Genomic DNA, 17,127 nt, shown 5'->3' with positions numbered 1-17,127 from the left:
GCCCGGTTACATTCCGAACCCGGAAGCTAAGACTCTTTGCGCCGATGGTACTGCAGGGGGGACCCTGTGGGAGAGTAGGACACCGCCGGACTTCTTCGTTGAAATGGCCACCCAAGGTTCTTGGGTGGCCATTTTGCGTTAAGTCACATCCGTGCGCACACGCGCACAAGCACGACAGTTTGCAAAACGCCTGGTCAGCGCGTAAGCTTGACCCTTGGTGTGGACGCTCCATGTCCACATCGTGTCGCACGATCCCCACCGCTCACGCCGAAGGGGTCGCGCACGCCGACAAGAGATCTTGGGCAGGGCACTCGTCCTGCGGTAATGAAGGAGAAACTACTATGGCAGCAGTGTGCCAGGTGACTGGAGCCGTTCCCGGCTTCGGACACAACATTTCGCACTCGCACCGTCGCACGAAGCGCCGCTTCGACCCGAACGTGCAGAAGAAGACCTACTACGTGCCCTCGCTGCGTCGTAACGTCACCCTCAAGGTGTCCGCCAAGGGCATCAAGGTGATCGACGCTCGTGGCATCGAATCCGTGGTCAAGGACATTCTCGCTCGTGGGGTGAAGATCTAATGGCAAAGCAGCAGGACGTACGTCCCATCATCAAGCTCCGTTCGACGGCCGGCACCGGTTACACGTACGTGACCAAGAAGAACCGTCGCAACAACCCAGACCGTCTCGTGCTCAAGAAGTACGACCCCGTAGTGCGCAAGCACGTTGAATTCCGAGAGGAGCGCTAAACATGGCTAAGAAGAGCAAGATCGCCCGTAACGAGCAGCGCAAGGTTATCGTCGACCGCTACGCCACGAAGCGCGCCGAGCTGAAGAAGGCCCTCGTGGACCCCGCCGGCACCGACGAGTCGCGTGAAGCAGCTCGCGTCGGCCTGCAGAAGCTCCCTCGCAACGCCTCGCCGATCCGCGTCCGCAACCGCGACGCCGTCGACGGCCGCCCCCGTGGTGTCCTCACGAAGTTCGGCATCAGCCGTGTCCGCTTCCGTGACATGGCGCACAAGGGTGAGCTCCCCGGCATCACCAAGTCGTCCTGGTAACCATTCCCGGCTGACACAGCAACGCACCATCGAAAGGGTCGTCCGCATCGCGGGCGGCCCTTTCGCGTTTCCGGTCACCCGTGCCAGGATCGAAGACGGCGCGCCGGTCAGGTCGTTCACGTCGACCGATCGGTTCGACTGATTCGCGGGCTCTTCCCACCCGAGACAGGAGACGCTGCTGGACGTCCGGACCCAACGCGCGATCGCGCTGCTCGTCGCCGGGTGCTTCTTCATGGAGAACCTCGACGGGACCATCCTCACCACGGCGGCACCGAGCATCGCGCGCGACCTCGGCACCTCGTCGACAGCCGTCGGCCTTGCGGTCACCGCCTTCCTCCTGACCGTGGCGGTCCTGATCCCCGTCAGCGGCTGGTTGACGGACCGCTTCGGAGCCAAGCGGATCTTCGCGGCCGCCATCGCGATCTTCACCCTCGCGTCGATCCTGTGCGCCGTGAGTTCGAGCCTGCCGATGCTCGTCGCCTTCCGGGTGCTACAGGGTGTGGGTGGTGCGCTCATGGTGCCCGTCGGCCGACTGGCCGTGCTGCGGGTGACCCCCAAAGAGCGACTGATCCAGGCGATCGCGTTGCTCACCTGGCCAGCGCTCGCGGCTCCCATCATCGCGCCCTTCCTCGGCGGTGTCATCACCCAGTACGCGTCCTGGCACTGGATCTTCCTCATCAACGTGCCGATGGGCGTCGTCGCCTTCATCGTCGCCCTGCGCATCGTGCCCGACTTCACCGCCGAGGACGTGCCACCGCTCGACTGGCCCGGCCTCTCGCTCAGCTGCGCGGGACTCGCCTCGCTCCTCGTGGCGGCGTCGCTGGTGTCCGGAGTCGGATTCGACGCCGTGTGGTTCATCGGTTCGCTCGTGCTCGGCATCGCCCTCCTCGGCGCCGCGGTCCGTCACCTCCTCCGCGCGCAGCATCCATTCGTCGACCTGCGCGTCCTCCGTGTGGAGACGTTCCGGCTGGCGAACGCCGGCGGCTCGGTGTACCGGCTGACCATCAGCGCAGTGCCGTTCCTCCTGCCACTGCTGTTCCAGGACGCATTCGGTTGGTCACCGGTGGAAGCCGGCTCGATGGTGCTGTTCCTCTTCGCGGGCAACCTGGCGATCAAACCCGCGACGACCTGGATGCTTCGGCGCTTCGGGTTCCGGCTCGTGCTCGTCGGTTCGAATGTCGTCGGTGTGCTGTGCATGGCGGCCATGGCGTTCCTGACCGCGGACACCTCCATCGTCGTCATGGCTCTGCTGCTGTTCCTCAGCGGTGTCGCCCGCTCGGTCGGGTTTACCGCGTACAACACGATCACGTTCGCGGACATCGAGCCGGCGGAGATGACGCGGGCGAACACGCTCAACTCCACGCTGCAGCAGGTGGCGAGCGGGTTCGGTGTCGCGGTCGGTGCGATCCTGCTCTCGACGGGTTTCTCCCTCGAAGCGGGGCTCGCCGACGGCCTGCTGCTGCCGTACCAGTTCGCATTCGTCGCGATCGCGGTGATCACGCTGTTCCCGACGATCGAAGCCTGGCTGCTGTCGCGGGCGGCCGGCCACAGCGTCATCGGTGCGCGCTGAGACAGGATGAACGCCGCTCCGAGCTGGGAAAGCGCCGACACGCGAGGGTGTTTGTCCGCGAACAGCGGATAAATCCGCGAAATCTCGCGGAATGCTGCTACATTCGAGGCGGTCACACCGACCAGTTGGTGCCGTAACAGCGACACCTTCGATACCAACAGATCAGCTGTACGTTGCAGCAACGTCCGAGGAGGACCCTCACAATGGCAAATTTGAACAAGACCGAGCTCGTCGCCGCCATCGCCGCATCGACCGGCCAGAGCCAGGCGACCGTCGGCAGCGTCGTCGACGCGCTGTTCTCGACCGTCGCTGAGACCGTCGCAACGGGCGGCAAGGTCTCGATCCCGGGTTGGATCGCTTTCGAGCAGACCGCGACCTCGGCTCGCACGGGCCGCAACCCGCAGACCGGCGCCGAGATCCAGATCCCGGCCGGCAAGCGCGTCAAGGTCACCGCTGGCTCGAAGCTCAAGGCTTCCGTCAAGTAGTCTCCCGCGGACCTCGGTCCGCACGGACGCGGCCCTCGGCCCGTCCACACACTGCAGGGCGTCGCTGTCGCGACGCCCTGCAGTCGTTCCCGGACCTGTCGGTGGATCCGCCTAGCATTGCTCTCATGCGGATCCTCCACACCTCTGACTGGCACCTCGGCCGGTCCCTCCACGGTGTGGACCTCCTGCAGCATCAGCGCGCGTTCCTCGAGCACCTCGAGCAGCTGGTCATCGACCGCTCGGTCGACGTGCTCCTCGTCGCCGGCGACATCTACGACCGCGCGATCCCGCCGGTCGAGGCCGTCACCCTCCTGTCGGAGTCGCTCAGCCGCCTCGCCGCCCACACCCGTGTCATCCTGGCCCCCGGAAACCACGACTCGGCGATCCGGCTCGGGTTCGGTGCGGCGATGCTGCGCGACGGCATCGACATCCGGGCGGACATCGCGCGGGTGGGGGAACCGGTGCTCGTCGACGACGCAGACGGCACGGTCGCGTTCTATCCGCTCCCCTACCTCGACCCTGACACGGCGAGGGGAGTGCTCGGCTCCGACGACGCGCCGCTCGCCCGTTCCCACGCGGCCGTGATGGGTGCGGCCCTCGACCTCGTCCGCGCCGACCTGGTCGCGCGCCGTGCGCACGGTCCGGTCCGCTCCGTCGTCGCCGCCCATGCCTTCGTGATCGGCGGTGCCGCGAGCGACAGCGAACGCGACATCCGGATCGGCGGGGTGGACGCCGTTCCTGCGTCGCTGTTCGACGACTTCGACTATGTGGCGCTTGGCCACCTCCACGGCGCCCAGCGCGTCGGCTCATCGACGGGGCCGGGCCGCCTGCGGTACTCGGGCTCGCCGCTCGCGTACTCGTTCTCCGAACGCGACCAGGTGAAGTCGTGCGTCCTCGTCGAACTCTCGGCCGAGGGTTCGGTGCAGCTCGAACTCGTCCCAACGCCGGTTCCGCGCCGACTGGTCGACGTCACGGGGACGATGGAGCAGTTGCTCGGTCCCGCCGGAGCGCACGCCGTCGACGCGTGGGTCCGCGCGACCGTGACCGACGATGTGAGGCCGTCGGAACTGTACGCGACGCTCGCCCGTCGCTTCCCACATCTGCTCGTCTGGTCGCATGCTCCCGCGAACCGCGCGGACGAGGTGCGAGCGGCGGCGGTCACGGCGGTGTCCGACCCGGTCGAGGTGTCCTCGGAGTTCCTCGAGTACGCGACCGGCACCCCGGCCACGGCCCGCGAGCGGGAACTCATCGCCGCAGCGAACGAAGCAGCCCTCGCGGCGGAGACGAGCGCCTGATGCGCCTCCACCGTCTCACGCTGCAGGCGATCGGCCCGTATGCCGGTGAGCACACCATCGACTTCGTCGAGCTCGGCCGCGCCGGACTGTTCCTGCTCGAAGGGCCGACCGGTGCCGGCAAGTCGACGATCATCGACGCGATCGTGTTCGGGTTGTACGGCGAACTCGCGGGGACGGGAGCGAGCAAGGACCGTCTGCACTCCCACCATGCGCACCCCGGCGTGGAGCCGTTCGTCGAACTCGTCTTCGAGACGGGTTCCGGGGTGTACCGGGTGCGGCGGACGCCCGCCTACCAGCGGCCGAAACAGCGCGGAGACGGCTTCACCCCGCAACAGGCGAGCGCGACCCTCGTCCGTCTCACCGATCCGGACGCGAACTCTGGCGAGACACTGTCCACTCGCGCGCAGGAGATCGGTCTGGAGATCAACCGGATCGTCGGTCTCACCCGAGAACAGTTCGTGCAGACGATCGTGCTGCCGCAGGGCGAGTTCGCGAAGTTCCTCGCGGCAGGCGGAGAGGAACGCAGCGACCTCCTGCGTTCCCTCTTCGGCACGGAGCACTACGAGCGGCTGTCGAAGCACCTGGTGGAGCAGCGGCGCCAAGCACACCGAGACGTCGAGAGCGCCGAGGAGGCCTTGGGCCGTGCGATCGCCCGGTTCACCGGCGCCGCAGACCTCCTCGAGGCACGGCAGGCCGTCGCGGGAGAGGACGCACCCGACTCCGACCTCGTGCCGATCGACGCCGTCGGGGCGGGAGACGACGGAACAGACGCCCATGCCAACCGGCCCGACGTCGACCTGTCCGCGCTCGACCTCGTCTTGACGCCCGACTCGGAGTCGTTGCTCGGCGACGCGCAGCGGATCGTCGAGGCGCTCGCGAGCCTCGCGACCGCTGACGCAGACCGTGCCACCCGCGCGCGAACGACGCTCGAGCGGGCGCGGCACGAGCACCTCGCCGCTGAAGCGCTCCGATCCGCACTCGCGCGGCGCGCGGAGCTGTTCACCGAACGCGAGCTGCTCGCGGTCGACGACGAACCGATCGCTCAGCTCGCCGAACGCGTGGCAGCCGCGGTGCGAGCAGACACGGTGGCGTCTGCACTCGCGGGGGCGGAATCCGCCGCGCGCGCGCTGTCCGAGGCGCACGAAGTGCTCGAGGAAACGACTCGCCGGACCTCCGCTCCCGTCGTCGCGCTCGACGACGGTGCGCTGGCTGCCCGCCGCGAGGCGATCACGGTGGAACGCGCCGGCATGGCGTCGATCCTCGCGCTCGAGGCCGCGGACGCCCACCGCACTGCCGCACTCGAGACGCTGACGAGGCAACTCGACGACATCGGGGCCGAACTCGACGCGCTGATCGAGGCGCAAGAGCTCCGGGCGAGGAGGCGGAGCGAACTCAGCGACAGCGCCGCCGCCGTCGACCGCGCGACCACGCAGCTCCAGGCGGCCCGACGATCGGTGGAACAGCAGGAGGAACGCACCGCACTCCTCGATCGCATCGAGCGCAGCGACGACCGTGTCGCGCGCGCGTCCGCCGGTGTCTCGAGTGCCGCCGGAGACGCCAAGCGGGCCGTCGAGACCGAGACCGCCCTGCGGTTCCGTCGCATCGACGGCATGGCCGGGGAACTCGCGGCGGCGCTGCACGACGGCGAGCCGTGCATGGTGTGCGGTTCGGTCAACCATCCGGAGCCGGCTGCGCTCGCGACCGACCACCCCGACGCCGACGCTGTCGAGATGGCGGCATCGGCTCGCCTTGCGGCCGAGGAGAAACTGCAAGCTGCCCAGAGCGCGCACGACAGTGCGCGTGCCGAGCGTGCGCAACTCATCGCACGCTTCCTCGGAGCCGACGGATCGTCGGCCGGAGACGACACGGGAGCCGACGCGGGAGCCGACGCGGCGACCGACGCGGCGACCGACGCGGACCGTTCGCCGGAACCCTTCGTCGTGGGCGCCGCGCGAGCGGAGGTCACCGCTTCGGCCGAGAGCGCCGAGACGATGCGAGCCGCCGCCGCCACAGCGCTCGCCACAGCCGAGATGCACGCCGAAGAGGCGACGCGCCTCGCCGCCGAGCACCTCGCCGCCGTCGTCGCCGAGTCGGAGCTTCTCGCAAGACGCGCCACCCTCACGGAACGCTCCGATGCGGCGCGCACCGCCCATGAGCAGGCCAGGACCGACGTCGCCCGCGTGTTGGACGGTCGAGCGGACTCCCTCGCGGAGCTCGACGCCGTTCTCGAGCGCGAGCTCACCGAACTCGTGCGACTCGCAGCAGCCCGGGTGGCCGTGACAGAACGCTCGCAGCGCGACACTGAGCGGGCCGCGGAGCTGCGCACCGCCCTCGATCGGGCCGGCTTCCCCGACCGTGCCGCAGCGGAGGCCGCCACCATGCTCGGCATCGAGCGGGCGAACGCCGAGGCCCGGGTCGAGGACCACCGACGGAAGAGCGCCGCGAACGCGAGCGCGTTGGCGCGTCCCGAGATCGCCGCTCTGACCGGCGCAGAGTCGGTCGACACCGAGGCGACGGCCACCAGGCTGCGCGAGGCCGAGGAGGAAGCGACCGCCGCGACTGCCGCAGCAGCCGTGTCGGCTCGTCGAACGGACAACGCCAGGACGGCCGCTGAAGCGCTCAACGCCGCCGCGGCTGAGAACGCCGAGGCGGTGCGCGAAGCCGCAGCCGTGATCCGGCTCGCGGACGTCGTCTCGGCCACCGGGAGCGAGAACACGACCCGCGTGACCCTCGGCACCTACGTGCTGCTCCGCCGCTTCGAAGACGTCGTCGCCGCAGCGAACGCGCGCCTCGAGTCGATGTCGGGTGGGCGCTACGAACTGGTCCGCAGCGACACGAAGGAAGGCCCGTCGCGCAGCCAGCGGGTCGGCCTGTCATTGACCGTCCACGACCATCGCACCGATCGCCGGCGCGATCCGAAGTCCCTGTCGGGCGGCGAGACCTTCTACGCCTCGCTGTGCCTCGCGCTGGGGCTCGCCGACGTCGTGACCGGGGAGGCCGGCGGCGTCGAGTTGGGCACGCTGTTCGTCGACGAAGGGTTCGGCAGCCTCGACCCCGAGACCCTCGACACCGTCATGGCGGAACTCGGGCGACTGTCGGCCGGGGGCCGCGTGGTGGGGGTCGTGAGCCACGTCGAGGAGATGAAGCAGCGCATCGGCGAGCGGATCGAGGTGCGTCGTCTCGAGGACGGCTCGTCGACGCTCCTGGTGCGCGCGTAGACGGCCCGGGCCCGTCGACAGGCTCAGGGACCGACAGGCCAGAAGGACCACAGGACGGGCTGCCGGAGCCCGCTCCGCTGCGGTCAGGGTTCCCAGCCGCGACGCGTAGGCTTGCAGGGTGAATCGTGCCGTCCGTCTCGCGGGTCCTGCCCTCCTGCTCCTCGTGGCGGTGGCGACCCTGCTCGCAGGCCTCGCCTTCGGCGGAGGGGCCGACGCACAACTCCTCGGTGATCCCGGCGCCGTCGTCCGCTACGGTCTCCCGATCGCCCAGCTGCTCGTGAACCTCAGTGCCGCCGGGACGATCGGCGCGCTGCTCCTCGCCTGCTGGGCGCTCAGCCCCGACCGCCGCGAGTACGGCGCTGCACTCGACGTCGCCGCCGCATCGGCAGCGGTGTTCACGGTCGCTGCCGGTGTCACGGGGTTCTTCACGTTCCTCAACGTCACGCAGGTGCCGCTGACCTTCGACGACGCCTTCGGTGCGAAGCTCAGCCTCTTCTTCACCGGTATCGAGGCCGGTCAGGCGTGGCTGCAGACGACGCTCATCGCCGCCGCCGTGACGGTGCTCTGTTTCGCGGTGCGCAACCAGACGGTGCTCGTCTTCGTCTTCGGGCTGTCCCTCCTGTCGCTCCTCCCGATGGCACAGCAGGGGCACTCCGCCGAAGCAAGCGGCCACAACGCGGCCGTCACGGCTCTCGGCCTCCACCTCGTGTTCGCCGCGATCTGGCTCGGTGGGCTGCTCACGCTCGTGCTCATCCGGAAGACGCTCGACGACGGCCGCCTCACGCCGGTGCTGCTCCGGTACTCGACCGTCGCACTCGTCTCGTTCGTCGTCGTCGCCGTGTCGGGCTATGCGAGCGCCGAGCTCCGCATCGGTTCGCTCGACCGCCTCGGAACGCCGTACGGCATCCTCGTGCTCGTCAAGGTGTTCGCGCTGCTCGCGCTCGGTCTCTTCGGTGCGCTGCAACGTCGTGTGCTCATCCGCCGTATCGAACGCTCGACCGGCGTCGCCGGAGGGAAGGGCGCCAACGGCACCTTCTGGTGGCTGGTCGCGCTCGAGCTCGGCTTCATGGGCATCGCCTCCGGCGCTGCGGCCGCACTCGCCAAGACCGCTCCACCCGTCGATCAGGCGTTGCCGAGCACGCCGACGCCTGCCGAGCTGCTCACCGGTGAGGCTCTGCCGCCAGAGCTCACCTTCGCGCGCTACTTCACCGAGTGGAACGTCGACCTGCTGTGGCTGCTGGCCTGCGCGTTCGGCATCTTCTTCTACATCGCAGGTGTCGTGCGCCTGCGTCGTCGCGGCGACAGCTGGCCGATCCTGCGTGCCGTCAGTTGGGTCCTCGGCCTGCTCGTGCTGTTCTACCTCACCTCCGGCGGTATCAACGCCTACCAGCCGTACCTGTTCAGTGTGCACATGCTCGGCCACATGGGACTGACGATGCTCGTGCCCGTCCTCCTGGTGCCGGGCGCACCCGTCACCCTCATCGCCCGCGCCGTCCGCAAGCGTCCCGACGGCTCCCGCGGCGGCCGCGAGTGGATCCTGCTCGCAGTGCACTCGAAGTTCGCCGGGATCATCTCGAACCCGCTCGTCGCAGCCGTGCTCTTCGCCGGTTCGCTGTGGGTCTTCTACTACACGCCGCTCTTCCGCTGGTCGATGGTGGACCACATCGGGCACGAGTGGATGGTGGTGCACTTCCTCATCACCGGATACCTGTTCGTGCAGTCGCTCATCGGCATCGACCCGGTCCCGTACCGTCTGCCGTACCCGATGCGCCTCCTGCTGCTGTTCGCGACGATGGCGTTCCATGCCTTCTTCGGGCTGGCGATCATCTCCTCCTCCGGGCTCTTCCTCGCCGACTGGTTCGGTGCGATGGGGCGCACCTGGGGGCAGGCGCCGTTGCTCGACCAGCAGACCGGTGGCGGGATCGCGTGGAGTGTCGGCGAGATCCCGACGCTGGCGCTCGCCGTGGCCGTCGCGATCTCCTGGAGCAAGAGCGACGCGAAGGACCAGAAACGCCTCGACCGCAACGCCGACCGCACGAACGACGCCGAGCTCAACGAGTACAACGAGCGCCTGGCGAAGATGGCTGCACGAGACAGCGAGTAGGGTTCCTGCGGCAGCTCAGCGCAGGTCGATGTAGAGCGAACCGTCGTCACGGATCGTGACGAACGCCGAGAGCGTGAACGGCACGTCCTCGTCGAGGGTCGACAGCGTTCCGTCGAACAGCGACTTCACCTCGACGAGGAGATGGGCGGCTCCGGCTGCCGCGGGCATCTGCCAGCTCGTCTCGCCGGGCTGCACGGCGACCACCGGATAGGCGGCGATCGACCACACCGGCACATCGTCGACGCGGTCGCGGATGACGATGCCGAACGGGCATCCGGTCGGCTGGAGTACCTGCTGGGTGGCACACCCGTCGAGGTAGCCGTTGATCTGGGTCTGCACCTCCGAGACGAACGCGGCGGTGGCCTGCGCGACGACGCCCACGTCGACAACACTCGCGACGTCCGTCGTCGTCGCGGTCTGCACCGAGGCTGCAAGGTACGTCGTGTCGAGATCGAAGTCGACGCTCCCCGGGGTGAACGTGAGCAGGGGGAGGGTCGTCGTGAACGCCTCGTCCGCGCCCTCGAGGACGCGGCGCGTGTCGAGTTCGAAGCCGTTGGCACGGAAACCGGTCGTGTGCTGGACGGTGAGCTGGACGACGCTCAGCGGGCTCGTCGCGAACCGCCAGGAGGGAAAGAAGCCGAAGGTGCGTTCGCCACTGACGACGGAGAAGACCGTCCGGTGCGGTTGCCCGGCGAGCGTGTAGGAGAACGTGACGTCGTGGGTGCCGTCCGCGGTCGCGACGTCGGAGATGAGGGTCACGTCGTCGAGATCGCCGAGCGCTTCGCTGCGAAGCAGGGCGTCCGAGCTCCCTGAGGGCAGGCCGGCGGCCGTGAGCTCCGTGGCGCTCAGCGCGACCCCGGGGAGTGCGAGCGCCGCCGCAGCGTCGTGCTCTTCGAGCGCCACCAGGTACTGCTGCACGAAGGAGCCCGCGCCGTACACGTCCCGTGCGACCGACGACCACGCCGCGGTGATCGCGCCGGCGAGCAGCACAGCGATGCCGAGCCAGAGCGCGACGGCTCGGAGGAGTGCGCCCCGGGGCGCCCCCGGGCGTCGCAGCTCCCCGCGTGTCGCGACATGGCTCATCCAGACATCCTAGGCGGGCGCCTCGCGTAGGATTGGAGGGCGAAACGGGAGGGAACCGACAGCACAATGAGCGTGGCCCTCTCCGCCGAGCAGCAAGCGGTCTTCGATCGCATCGAGAGCACTCGGGAACACATGTTCGTCACCGGCCGAGCCGGGACGGGCAAGTCGACCCTGCTCAACCACCTCGCGTGGAACACGTCGAAGCAGCTCGCGATCTGTGCGCCGACCGGTGTCGCCGCGTTGAACGTCGGCGGCCAGACGATCCACTCGTTGTTCCGCCTGCCGATCGGCCTCATCGCCGACCACACCATCGACCAGAACGACCAGACGCGCAAACTCCTCAACTCGATCGACACCCTCGTGGTCGACGAGGTGTCGATGGTGAGCGCCGACCTCATGGACGCGATGGACCGCAGCCTCCGCCAGGCGCGACAACGGCCACGTGAACCGTTCGGAGGCGTCCAGATCGTCCTCTTCGGCGATCCGTATCAGCTCGCGCCGGTGCCTGGAAGCCTCGAGGAGCGCGCGTACATCGCCGACACCTACCGCTCCTTCTGGTTCTTCGACGCGAAGGTGTGGTCCGAGACACCGCTGCAGCTCATCGAACTGACGGAGGTGCACCGCCAGCACGAGGCCGAGTTCAAGTACCTCCTGAACGGTGTGCGGCATGGCCAGGTGACCGCCGAGATGGCTGGCCGCCTCAACGGCATGGGTGCGCGCACGCCGCCGGAGGACGGCGTCATCACGCTCGCGAGCCGGAACGACACCGTCGACCGCATCAACAAGGCCGCGCTCGCGAAGCTCGACGGGAAACCCCTCACCGCGAATGCGGAGGTGTCGGGCGACTTCGGTGGTCGGGCGTTCCCCGCCGACGAAGCACTCGACCTCAAGGTCGGTGCCCAGGTCATGTTCCTCCGCAATGACAGTGAGCGGCGCTGGGTGAACGGCACGCTCGGCACGGTCGTGAAGATCGACTCGACGGTGTGGGTCGACGTGGACGGCGAGCAGTTCGAGGTGGAACCGGCAACCTGGGAGAAGTACAAGTACTCCTACTCCTCGGTGACGAAGCAGCTGAAGCGCGACATCGTCGCCGAGTTCACCCAGTTCCCGCTGCGGCTCGCGTGGGCGGTCACGATCCACAAGTCGCAGGGCAAGACCTACGACCGTGCGATCGTCGACCTCGGCAGCCGTGCGTTCAGCCCCGGTCAGAGCTACGTCGCACTCAGCCGCATCTCGACGCTCGACGGCCTGTACCTGTCGCGGCCGCTGCGCCCGAGCGACATCATCGTCGACACCGATGTGAAGCGGTTCATGTCCGGCCGCTGACCACCTGGTTCGTTCGCCCCGGAATGGGCGAACGGGTGCCCTACGCTTGTCGCTTATGACGCAACCGATGCAGGGCTGGCCACAGCCCGGACCGATCACCGCCTGGCGCACGCTCGATCTGCACGCGTCGAAGCCACCCTTCGCCGGGTACTGGTCGATGATCCCCCTCGTGGTGCGCATCGACGGGTTCGAGCATCGGCCGAACTGGGGCTGGTCGCAGTTCACCGTCCCGGCCGACCGACCGGTGCAGGTCTCATGCTCGATGGCGTGGCTGTGGGAGTTCGGTCGTGCAGAGTATCTCGTCCACCCCGGGGAGGCGCCGTCGCTCGACTACATTGCGCCGGCTCAGCAGTGGGTGTCCGGTTCGCTCGCACCTCGTGGCCAGGCGGTGATCAAGGGCCGAGGCGCGCAGATCGCGATGTACGCGGTGCTCGGCCTCTTCCTCGTCGCGATGTTCGGGCTTCTGGCGCTGTCGCTGACGCTGTAGCGTCTGCTCAGTCGCGGTCGACGGCCGCGAGCAGGACGGCTCCGAGTTCGGCGGGCTTCGTGAACTGCGGCCAGTGCCCGGTCGGGAGATCGACGAACTCGACGTCGGTGAGACGCGCGAGCTCAGCGACGTACGGATGCCCCTGCTCCATGAGCCCGCGCAGCATCTCCGAGGAGAACTCGCACGCGACGACCGTGGCCGGCACCTGCAACCGGCGGACGTCGTCGGACAACTGCTGCTTGTCGCTGGCGACATGCTGCGGCTGCGGGATCGCCCGGGCGCGGAACTCGGCGCGCAGTCGGTCGTCGAGGTCGACGAGGTCCTCCTCCTCGAAGACGCTCCAATCGGGCAGCGGGACCTCGCCGGCGGCGGCCGGGAGCTCGTCGTTGATGCACGCGCCGTCGGCCAACGGGCCGGAGTCGACGTAGATGCCGCGGACGACGCGGCCTGGTCGGGCGTCGATCGCGCCGTAGATGATCGCTCCGCCGCCGGAGTGCCCGACGAGGACGACCGGCCCGTCGCTCGCGTCGATCTCGGCGACGACCGCGTCGATGTGATCGCGCAGTGTGACCTCGGCACGCGGGGCATCGGCGGACTCGAGCCCAGGCAACGTGAGCGGTCGGACGCGGTGGCCGGCCTCCTCGAGCGGTGGGGTCACCGCACTCCACGAGGACGCGTCGAGCCAGAAGCCGGGAACGAGGATGATGTCCATGTGGCGATGCTACGCCCGGGGTCCGACATCTCGGCGGGCGGCGCCGGAGCTAGGCGATGGCGCTCGAGGAAGCCTTCGCCGCGGCGAGGTCGCGGAAGAGGTCGGTGTTGAACCGGTACGCGACCATGACCTCGTCGATGACCCGCGCCTGCTCGGCATCGTCCCAGGGGACGGCGTCGAGCTGCTCGCGGTAGGTGTCCTTGAACTCCTTCGGCTTCGCGATGTCGCCGAAGAGGTAGAAGCCGACGCCATTGGTGTCGAAGCCGAACTGGCGTTGCATGAGGGTCCGGATGATCTGGCCACCGGAGAGGTCACCGAGGTAGCGCGTGTAGTGGTGGGCGACGAATCCGCCGGCCCAGACGGCGCCGACCTCGTTGATGCGGGCGACGTAGCGCTCCGTCGTCGGCAGCGGCGTGATCCGCTCGCGCCAGTCGTCGCCGATCAGGAACCGGAGATCCTGCTCGATCGCGGGGAGGCGGGTGAGCTTCTCGCTGATGAACGGGGCGGCCACGGCGTCGAGACGCATGCGGTCGGCAGCGGCCTCGAGGGCCTCGTAGATGAAGTAGTGCTGCGCGACGAGGGCGATGTAGTCCGCTTTCGAGCCCTTGCCGGTCATGAGGTCGCTCATGAAGTCGGCACCCTCGCTCGACGAGTGACCGGACGACGTCCGCTCACGCAGGGCCTGGGAGAAGGGGATCACAGTGCTCATGTCGGACTCCGCGGTCGGCTCGGATGGTAAGGGTTGCCTTAGCCTAGCCGGAGGAGCGGACTCGTGGGAGAGGTGTCCGGCACTCGCCCAGCCACTCAGTGGCCGCTGTGCAGGGAACCGTGCGGCACCGCGAACTCGCCCGCGTGCGTCTGGGCGAGTGCCGGAGCGGTGAGGGCCGCGACGACGACGGCTCCCGCGAGCAGGGTGAGCAGATAGCGCGCGGTGCTCGGCTGTCGGGGCGTCCGCGGACGACGCGGGACCGTGGTCGCCTCGGTGTGCTCCGCGCCGAGCGTCTCACGGCGGAGGCGTGCGGCGAGGACGCCGGCGACGGCCAGCAGCATGATCGTCGAGGAGGCCATCGGTCCGAGCGGCGGTGCGGTGGTCGCCCCGAGCGAGGCGAGGGCGTCGATGACCACCCAGACGATGATCGTGCCGACCGCGGCGGCGAAGGAGGTGCGGAGGAAGGGAACGCGGTCGCGCCGCAGGACCACGACGGCCCAGACGAACGACGCGACACCGAGGACGAGGAGCGGCACCGCACCGACAGGAGCCGACCCCGCGCCGGTGCCCACGAGCACGAGACCCGAGCCGATCGCCGCGAGGGCCAGCAGGCTGTTACCGATGGAGGTGGTGTCCTGGTGGGCGGCGACGGTGTCGCCCACCAGGGGCTCTCTGCGCGTGGTGGAGATTGACATGTCAGGCCGTCGCGACGTGTCCGACACGCTTGTCGGCCGCGAGACCCACCCCGAGGAGCACGACCGCGCTCGCCAGGTGCAGCACATGGTCCGCCGTGTTGAGCGCGAGGACGTTCAACGCGGAACCCACGATGAAGAATCCGACGACACCGAGCAGCAGGTAGACCGCGCCGATGGCGGTGTTGACCGTCTTGGCCGCTGCAGCGCTCGACAGACCGGCGATCAGCAGCGCTGCTCCGATGAGGATGTGTGCGACGTTGTGCAGCGGATTGACCTCGAAGACGCCGAGGAGCAGGCCGCCCTGCGTCGCGGCGAAAGCCAGTCCGCCTGAGACGAGCGAGCCGAGCATCCCGACGAGGACGTAGACCGCCCCGAAGACGGTGGCCAGCAGACGATTCGGTGATTGGCGCATGAGATGCCTCCTGATCCTTCGAACCTCGAGAGACCTCGGGGCATGAAGGAGTTCGGAGGATCGCGGCGCCGCGGATTGGTGCCCGCGCGACCTCGCGGCTCGGGGCGTGGCTCAGGCGTGGGGGCGTGGGGTGACGCCGAGACGCTCGCAGGCGGCGTCGTAGAGGGCCACGATCTCGCGGCGGATCTCGGCACGCTCCGAGATGGGGCCGGCGGGCCAGGCGACACGGCCGGCAGCGGGCACCCCCTCGACCTGCCAGGCCCAGTCGCCGCCGTCGGCGTCGAGCGCCGTCATCGTCGCCCCGGTGGCAGACGGCTCGAGGAACGCCTGCACGATGAGGGCGTTGTCGTCCGGGTGGTCGCCGTTCATGTGGGAGAGGACGGCGTCGACGGTGGTCTGCGGGAACGGATTCGAGGTCACCCCTCCAGGGAACACCATCGGTCCCGTCCGCACCAGCGAAACGACGGCAGACGTCCGCCACGCGACGCCCGGCGAGTCCTCCCAGCCGCTCCCGGTTAGAATCGGCATCGGATCTGCAGTTCGGCAGACCGCTCATCAGGGGGATGACGTGACTGCAACAGGTACGAGGCGTAGACGGCTTGCCGCCTTCATCACCGCGGCGGCGCTCGCCACGGCGCTCGCCGGATGCTCGGGTCCGTCCGTCGCCGACACCGACTTCCCCGACCAGGTGAGCGGGGCCTTGCCGAGTGAGACGACCGACGCGATCACCGCAGCGGTCGAGTCCGCGATCGTCCAGTCCGGCTCCTCAGGCGCCATCGTCGGCGTCTGGGCTCCCTGGGCCGGCAGCTACACGGCGGGCGTCGGCACGACCGAGCCCGGCGGCAAGACGAAGATGGACCCGTCGATGGTCTACCGGATCGGTGACACCACCCGCCCGATGACCTGCACGGTGCTGCTCGAACTCGTCGACGAGGGCAAGGTCAAGCTCACCGACAAGGTGAACAAGACCCTCCCGCAGATCCAGGGCATCGAGGGCATCACCTACGAACAGCTCTGCCAGAACACCTCCGGCCTCGGCAGCTACAAGCCCGCGCTCAACACGCAGTTCGTCACGAACCCGACACGCAACTGGTCGATGGCCGAGATCCTCGCCAACGGGCTCGCAAGCGGTTCGCGCACCGCACCGGGCGCGCTCTTCAACTCGAGCGACACCGGCTACATCCTGCTGGGCATGGCGCTGCAGGAACTCACCGGCGAATCGTGGCAGTCGCTCTACGACCACTACGTCTTCTCTCCCCTCGGAATGTCGAGTTCGTCGTTCCCGGGGGCGACCACGGTCGATCTGCCGGGTGCCCACCCGAAGGGCTACACGACGCCGCGGATCGCCGACGGCACCTACCAGTGCGACGCCCCGACCGACGAGACCAAGCTCTCGTCGTCGATGGTGTGGACGGCGGGCGGTGTCGTGTCGTCGGTCGACGACCTGCGTCGGTACACGCAGTCGCTCGCCTCGGGATCCCTGCTGGACGACAGCACCTACAAGAAGCAGTGGAAGGACCCGGTCTCGCTCGGCGAGGATCAGCCGGCGTGGAAGAGCTTCGGCATCGGTGCCGTGCAGCTGGGTCCGCTCCGTGGTCAGGCAGGAGCCATCCCAGGCTCGCTCTCCGCAGCCTTCTCCGACCCGGGCTCCGGACTCACCGTCGTGGTGATGCTGAACAACTCGACGCTCGGCGCCGGCTTCGCGCAGACCCTCGCGCAGCAGCTCGCATCGATCGGTGCCAAGGCGGCCCCGGCGAGCGGTCAGAAGGCGCCCGAGATCCAACTGCCGTGGTCGGAGCAGCAGATGGCCGAGGCACTCGCTGCAGCAGCGATGGTGTGCGCGGCACCGGTGGCTCCGGCCGAGTAGCGATCGGCGCAGCGGCGCCCGCCCACGGCGACCAGCCGGGTGGCGTCGACCGCTTGGCGGCGGATCGACGCACGATGACGGTTTCCCGAACGCGCGACACCGGGCTGCTTC

The 17,127-nt window shown here is 68.8% G+C and carries 17 protein-coding genes and 1 rRNA gene; 12 read left to right on the top strand and 6 right to left on the bottom strand.

Going from position 1 to position 17,127, the window contains the following annotated elements; genetic code table 11:
• The 9 genes from rrf to KXS11_RS10305 form a co-directional block, all read left to right on the top strand.
• A 5S ribosomal RNA gene (gene rrf, locus KXS11_RS10345) occupies positions 1–91 on the top strand; the annotation flags it as partial.
• A 250-nt stretch (positions 92–341) separates the two neighbouring features.
• Positions 342–578, top strand: coding sequence for a 50S ribosomal protein L28 (gene rpmB / locus KXS11_RS10340; protein ID WP_056010522.1), 237 nt, complete (start codon positions 342–344; stop codon positions 576–578).
• Positions 578–745, top strand: a complete 168-nt coding sequence (gene rpmG, locus KXS11_RS10335; protein WP_056010525.1) for a 50S ribosomal protein L33 — start codon at positions 578–580, stop codon at positions 743–745. Before rpmB ends, rpmG begins: the two co-directional genes overlap by 1 nt.
• 2 nt (positions 746–747) lie before the next feature.
• Positions 748–1,053: a 30S ribosomal protein S14 gene (rpsN, locus tag KXS11_RS10330; RefSeq protein WP_437385486.1), complete on the top strand. Its 306-nt coding sequence runs from the start codon at positions 748–750 to the stop codon at positions 1,051–1,053.
• 175 nt (positions 1,054–1,228) lie between these two features.
• Positions 1,229–2,623, top strand: a complete 1,395-nt coding sequence (locus tag KXS11_RS10325) for a DHA2 family efflux MFS transporter permease subunit (RefSeq protein WP_437385497.1) — start codon at positions 1,229–1,231, stop codon at positions 2,621–2,623.
• A gap of 203 nt (positions 2,624–2,826) precedes the next feature.
• The gene (locus KXS11_RS10320) at positions 2,827–3,108 is read left to right on the top strand and encodes an HU family DNA-binding protein (RefSeq protein WP_437385485.1); all 282 of its coding nucleotides are present in this window, start codon (positions 2,827–2,829) and stop codon (positions 3,106–3,108) included.
• Positions 3,109–3,233: 125 nt separating this feature from the next.
• Complete coding sequence (locus KXS11_RS10315) at positions 3,234–4,403, top strand: exonuclease SbcCD subunit D (RefSeq protein WP_437385484.1); 1,170 nt, start codon at positions 3,234–3,236, stop codon at positions 4,401–4,403.
• Positions 4,403–7,621, top strand: a complete 3,219-nt coding sequence (locus KXS11_RS10310; protein WP_437385483.1) for an AAA family ATPase — start codon at positions 4,403–4,405, stop codon at positions 7,619–7,621. Before KXS11_RS10315 ends, KXS11_RS10310 begins: the two co-directional genes overlap by 1 nt.
• A 118-nt stretch (positions 7,622–7,739) precedes the next feature.
• Complete coding sequence (locus KXS11_RS10305) at positions 7,740–9,725, top strand: cytochrome c oxidase assembly protein (protein ID WP_437385482.1); 1,986 nt, start codon at positions 7,740–7,742, stop codon at positions 9,723–9,725.
• Positions 9,726–9,740: 15 nt separating this feature from the next.
• Here the strand turns inward: KXS11_RS10305 and KXS11_RS10300 are convergent, their stop codons facing one another.
• Complete coding sequence (locus KXS11_RS10300; protein WP_437385481.1) at positions 9,741–10,808, bottom strand: hypothetical protein; 1,068 nt, start codon at positions 10,806–10,808, stop codon at positions 9,741–9,743.
• Positions 10,809–10,874: 66 nt separating this feature from the next.
• On the opposite strand from KXS11_RS10300, the gene KXS11_RS10295 reads away from it, so the two are divergent.
• Both KXS11_RS10295 and KXS11_RS10290 read left to right on the top strand, forming a co-directional pair.
• Entirely contained in the window at positions 10,875–12,134 is a 1,260-nt protein-coding gene (locus KXS11_RS10295; protein ID WP_437385480.1) for an ATP-dependent DNA helicase, read from the top strand.
• Between the two features lie 55 nt (positions 12,135–12,189).
• The gene (locus KXS11_RS10290) at positions 12,190–12,621 is read left to right on the top strand and encodes a hypothetical protein (RefSeq protein ID WP_437385479.1); all 432 of its coding nucleotides are present in this window, start codon (positions 12,190–12,192) and stop codon (positions 12,619–12,621) included.
• 7 nt (positions 12,622–12,628) lie between these two features.
• Here KXS11_RS10290 and KXS11_RS10285 read toward each other — a convergent pair whose 3' ends face one another.
• From KXS11_RS10285 to KXS11_RS10265, 5 genes are all read right to left on the bottom strand, one after another.
• Positions 12,629–13,333, bottom strand: coding sequence for an alpha/beta fold hydrolase (locus tag KXS11_RS10285; protein ID WP_437385478.1), 705 nt, complete (start codon positions 13,331–13,333; stop codon positions 12,629–12,631).
• 49 nt (positions 13,334–13,382) lie between these two features.
• Positions 13,383–14,042 (bottom strand): heme oxygenase (biliverdin-producing), encoded by a 660-nt coding sequence (locus KXS11_RS10280; RefSeq protein ID WP_437385477.1) that lies wholly within the window; start codon positions 14,040–14,042, stop codon positions 13,383–13,385.
• 95 nt (positions 14,043–14,137) lie between these two features.
• A complete protein-coding gene (locus tag KXS11_RS10275; RefSeq protein ID WP_437385476.1) occupies positions 14,138–14,737 on the bottom strand; it encodes a hypothetical protein in 600 nt (199 codons plus the stop codon).
• Position 14,738: 1 nt separating this feature from the next.
• Positions 14,739–15,149 carry a DUF4383 domain-containing protein gene (locus tag KXS11_RS10270; RefSeq protein ID WP_437385475.1) on the bottom strand — a complete coding sequence of 137 codons (411 nt, stop codon included), beginning with the start codon at positions 15,147–15,149 and terminating at the stop codon, positions 14,739–14,741.
• 111 nt (positions 15,150–15,260) lie between these two features.
• The gene (locus tag KXS11_RS10265; RefSeq protein WP_437385474.1) at positions 15,261–15,569 is read right to left on the bottom strand and encodes a DUF2470 domain-containing protein; all 309 of its coding nucleotides are present in this window, start codon (positions 15,567–15,569) and stop codon (positions 15,261–15,263) included.
• A gap of 148 nt (positions 15,570–15,717) precedes the next feature.
• On the opposite strand from KXS11_RS10265, the gene KXS11_RS10260 reads away from it, so the two are divergent.
• On the top strand, positions 15,718–17,016 hold the full coding sequence (locus tag KXS11_RS10260) for a serine hydrolase domain-containing protein (RefSeq protein ID WP_437385473.1): 1,299 nt from the start codon (positions 15,718–15,720) through the stop codon (positions 17,014–17,016).
• The last annotated feature ends 111 nt before the right edge of the window (positions 17,017–17,127 follow it).

Origin of the sequence: Plantibacter flavus (genome assembly GCF_051487245.1) — a bacterium.
Classification (GTDB): Bacteria; Actinomycetota; Actinomycetes; order Actinomycetales; family Microbacteriaceae; genus Plantibacter; species Plantibacter flavus_B.
Note: the sequence above shows the minus strand (reverse complement) of the source record. Positions and strands in the feature narration are given on the sequence as shown.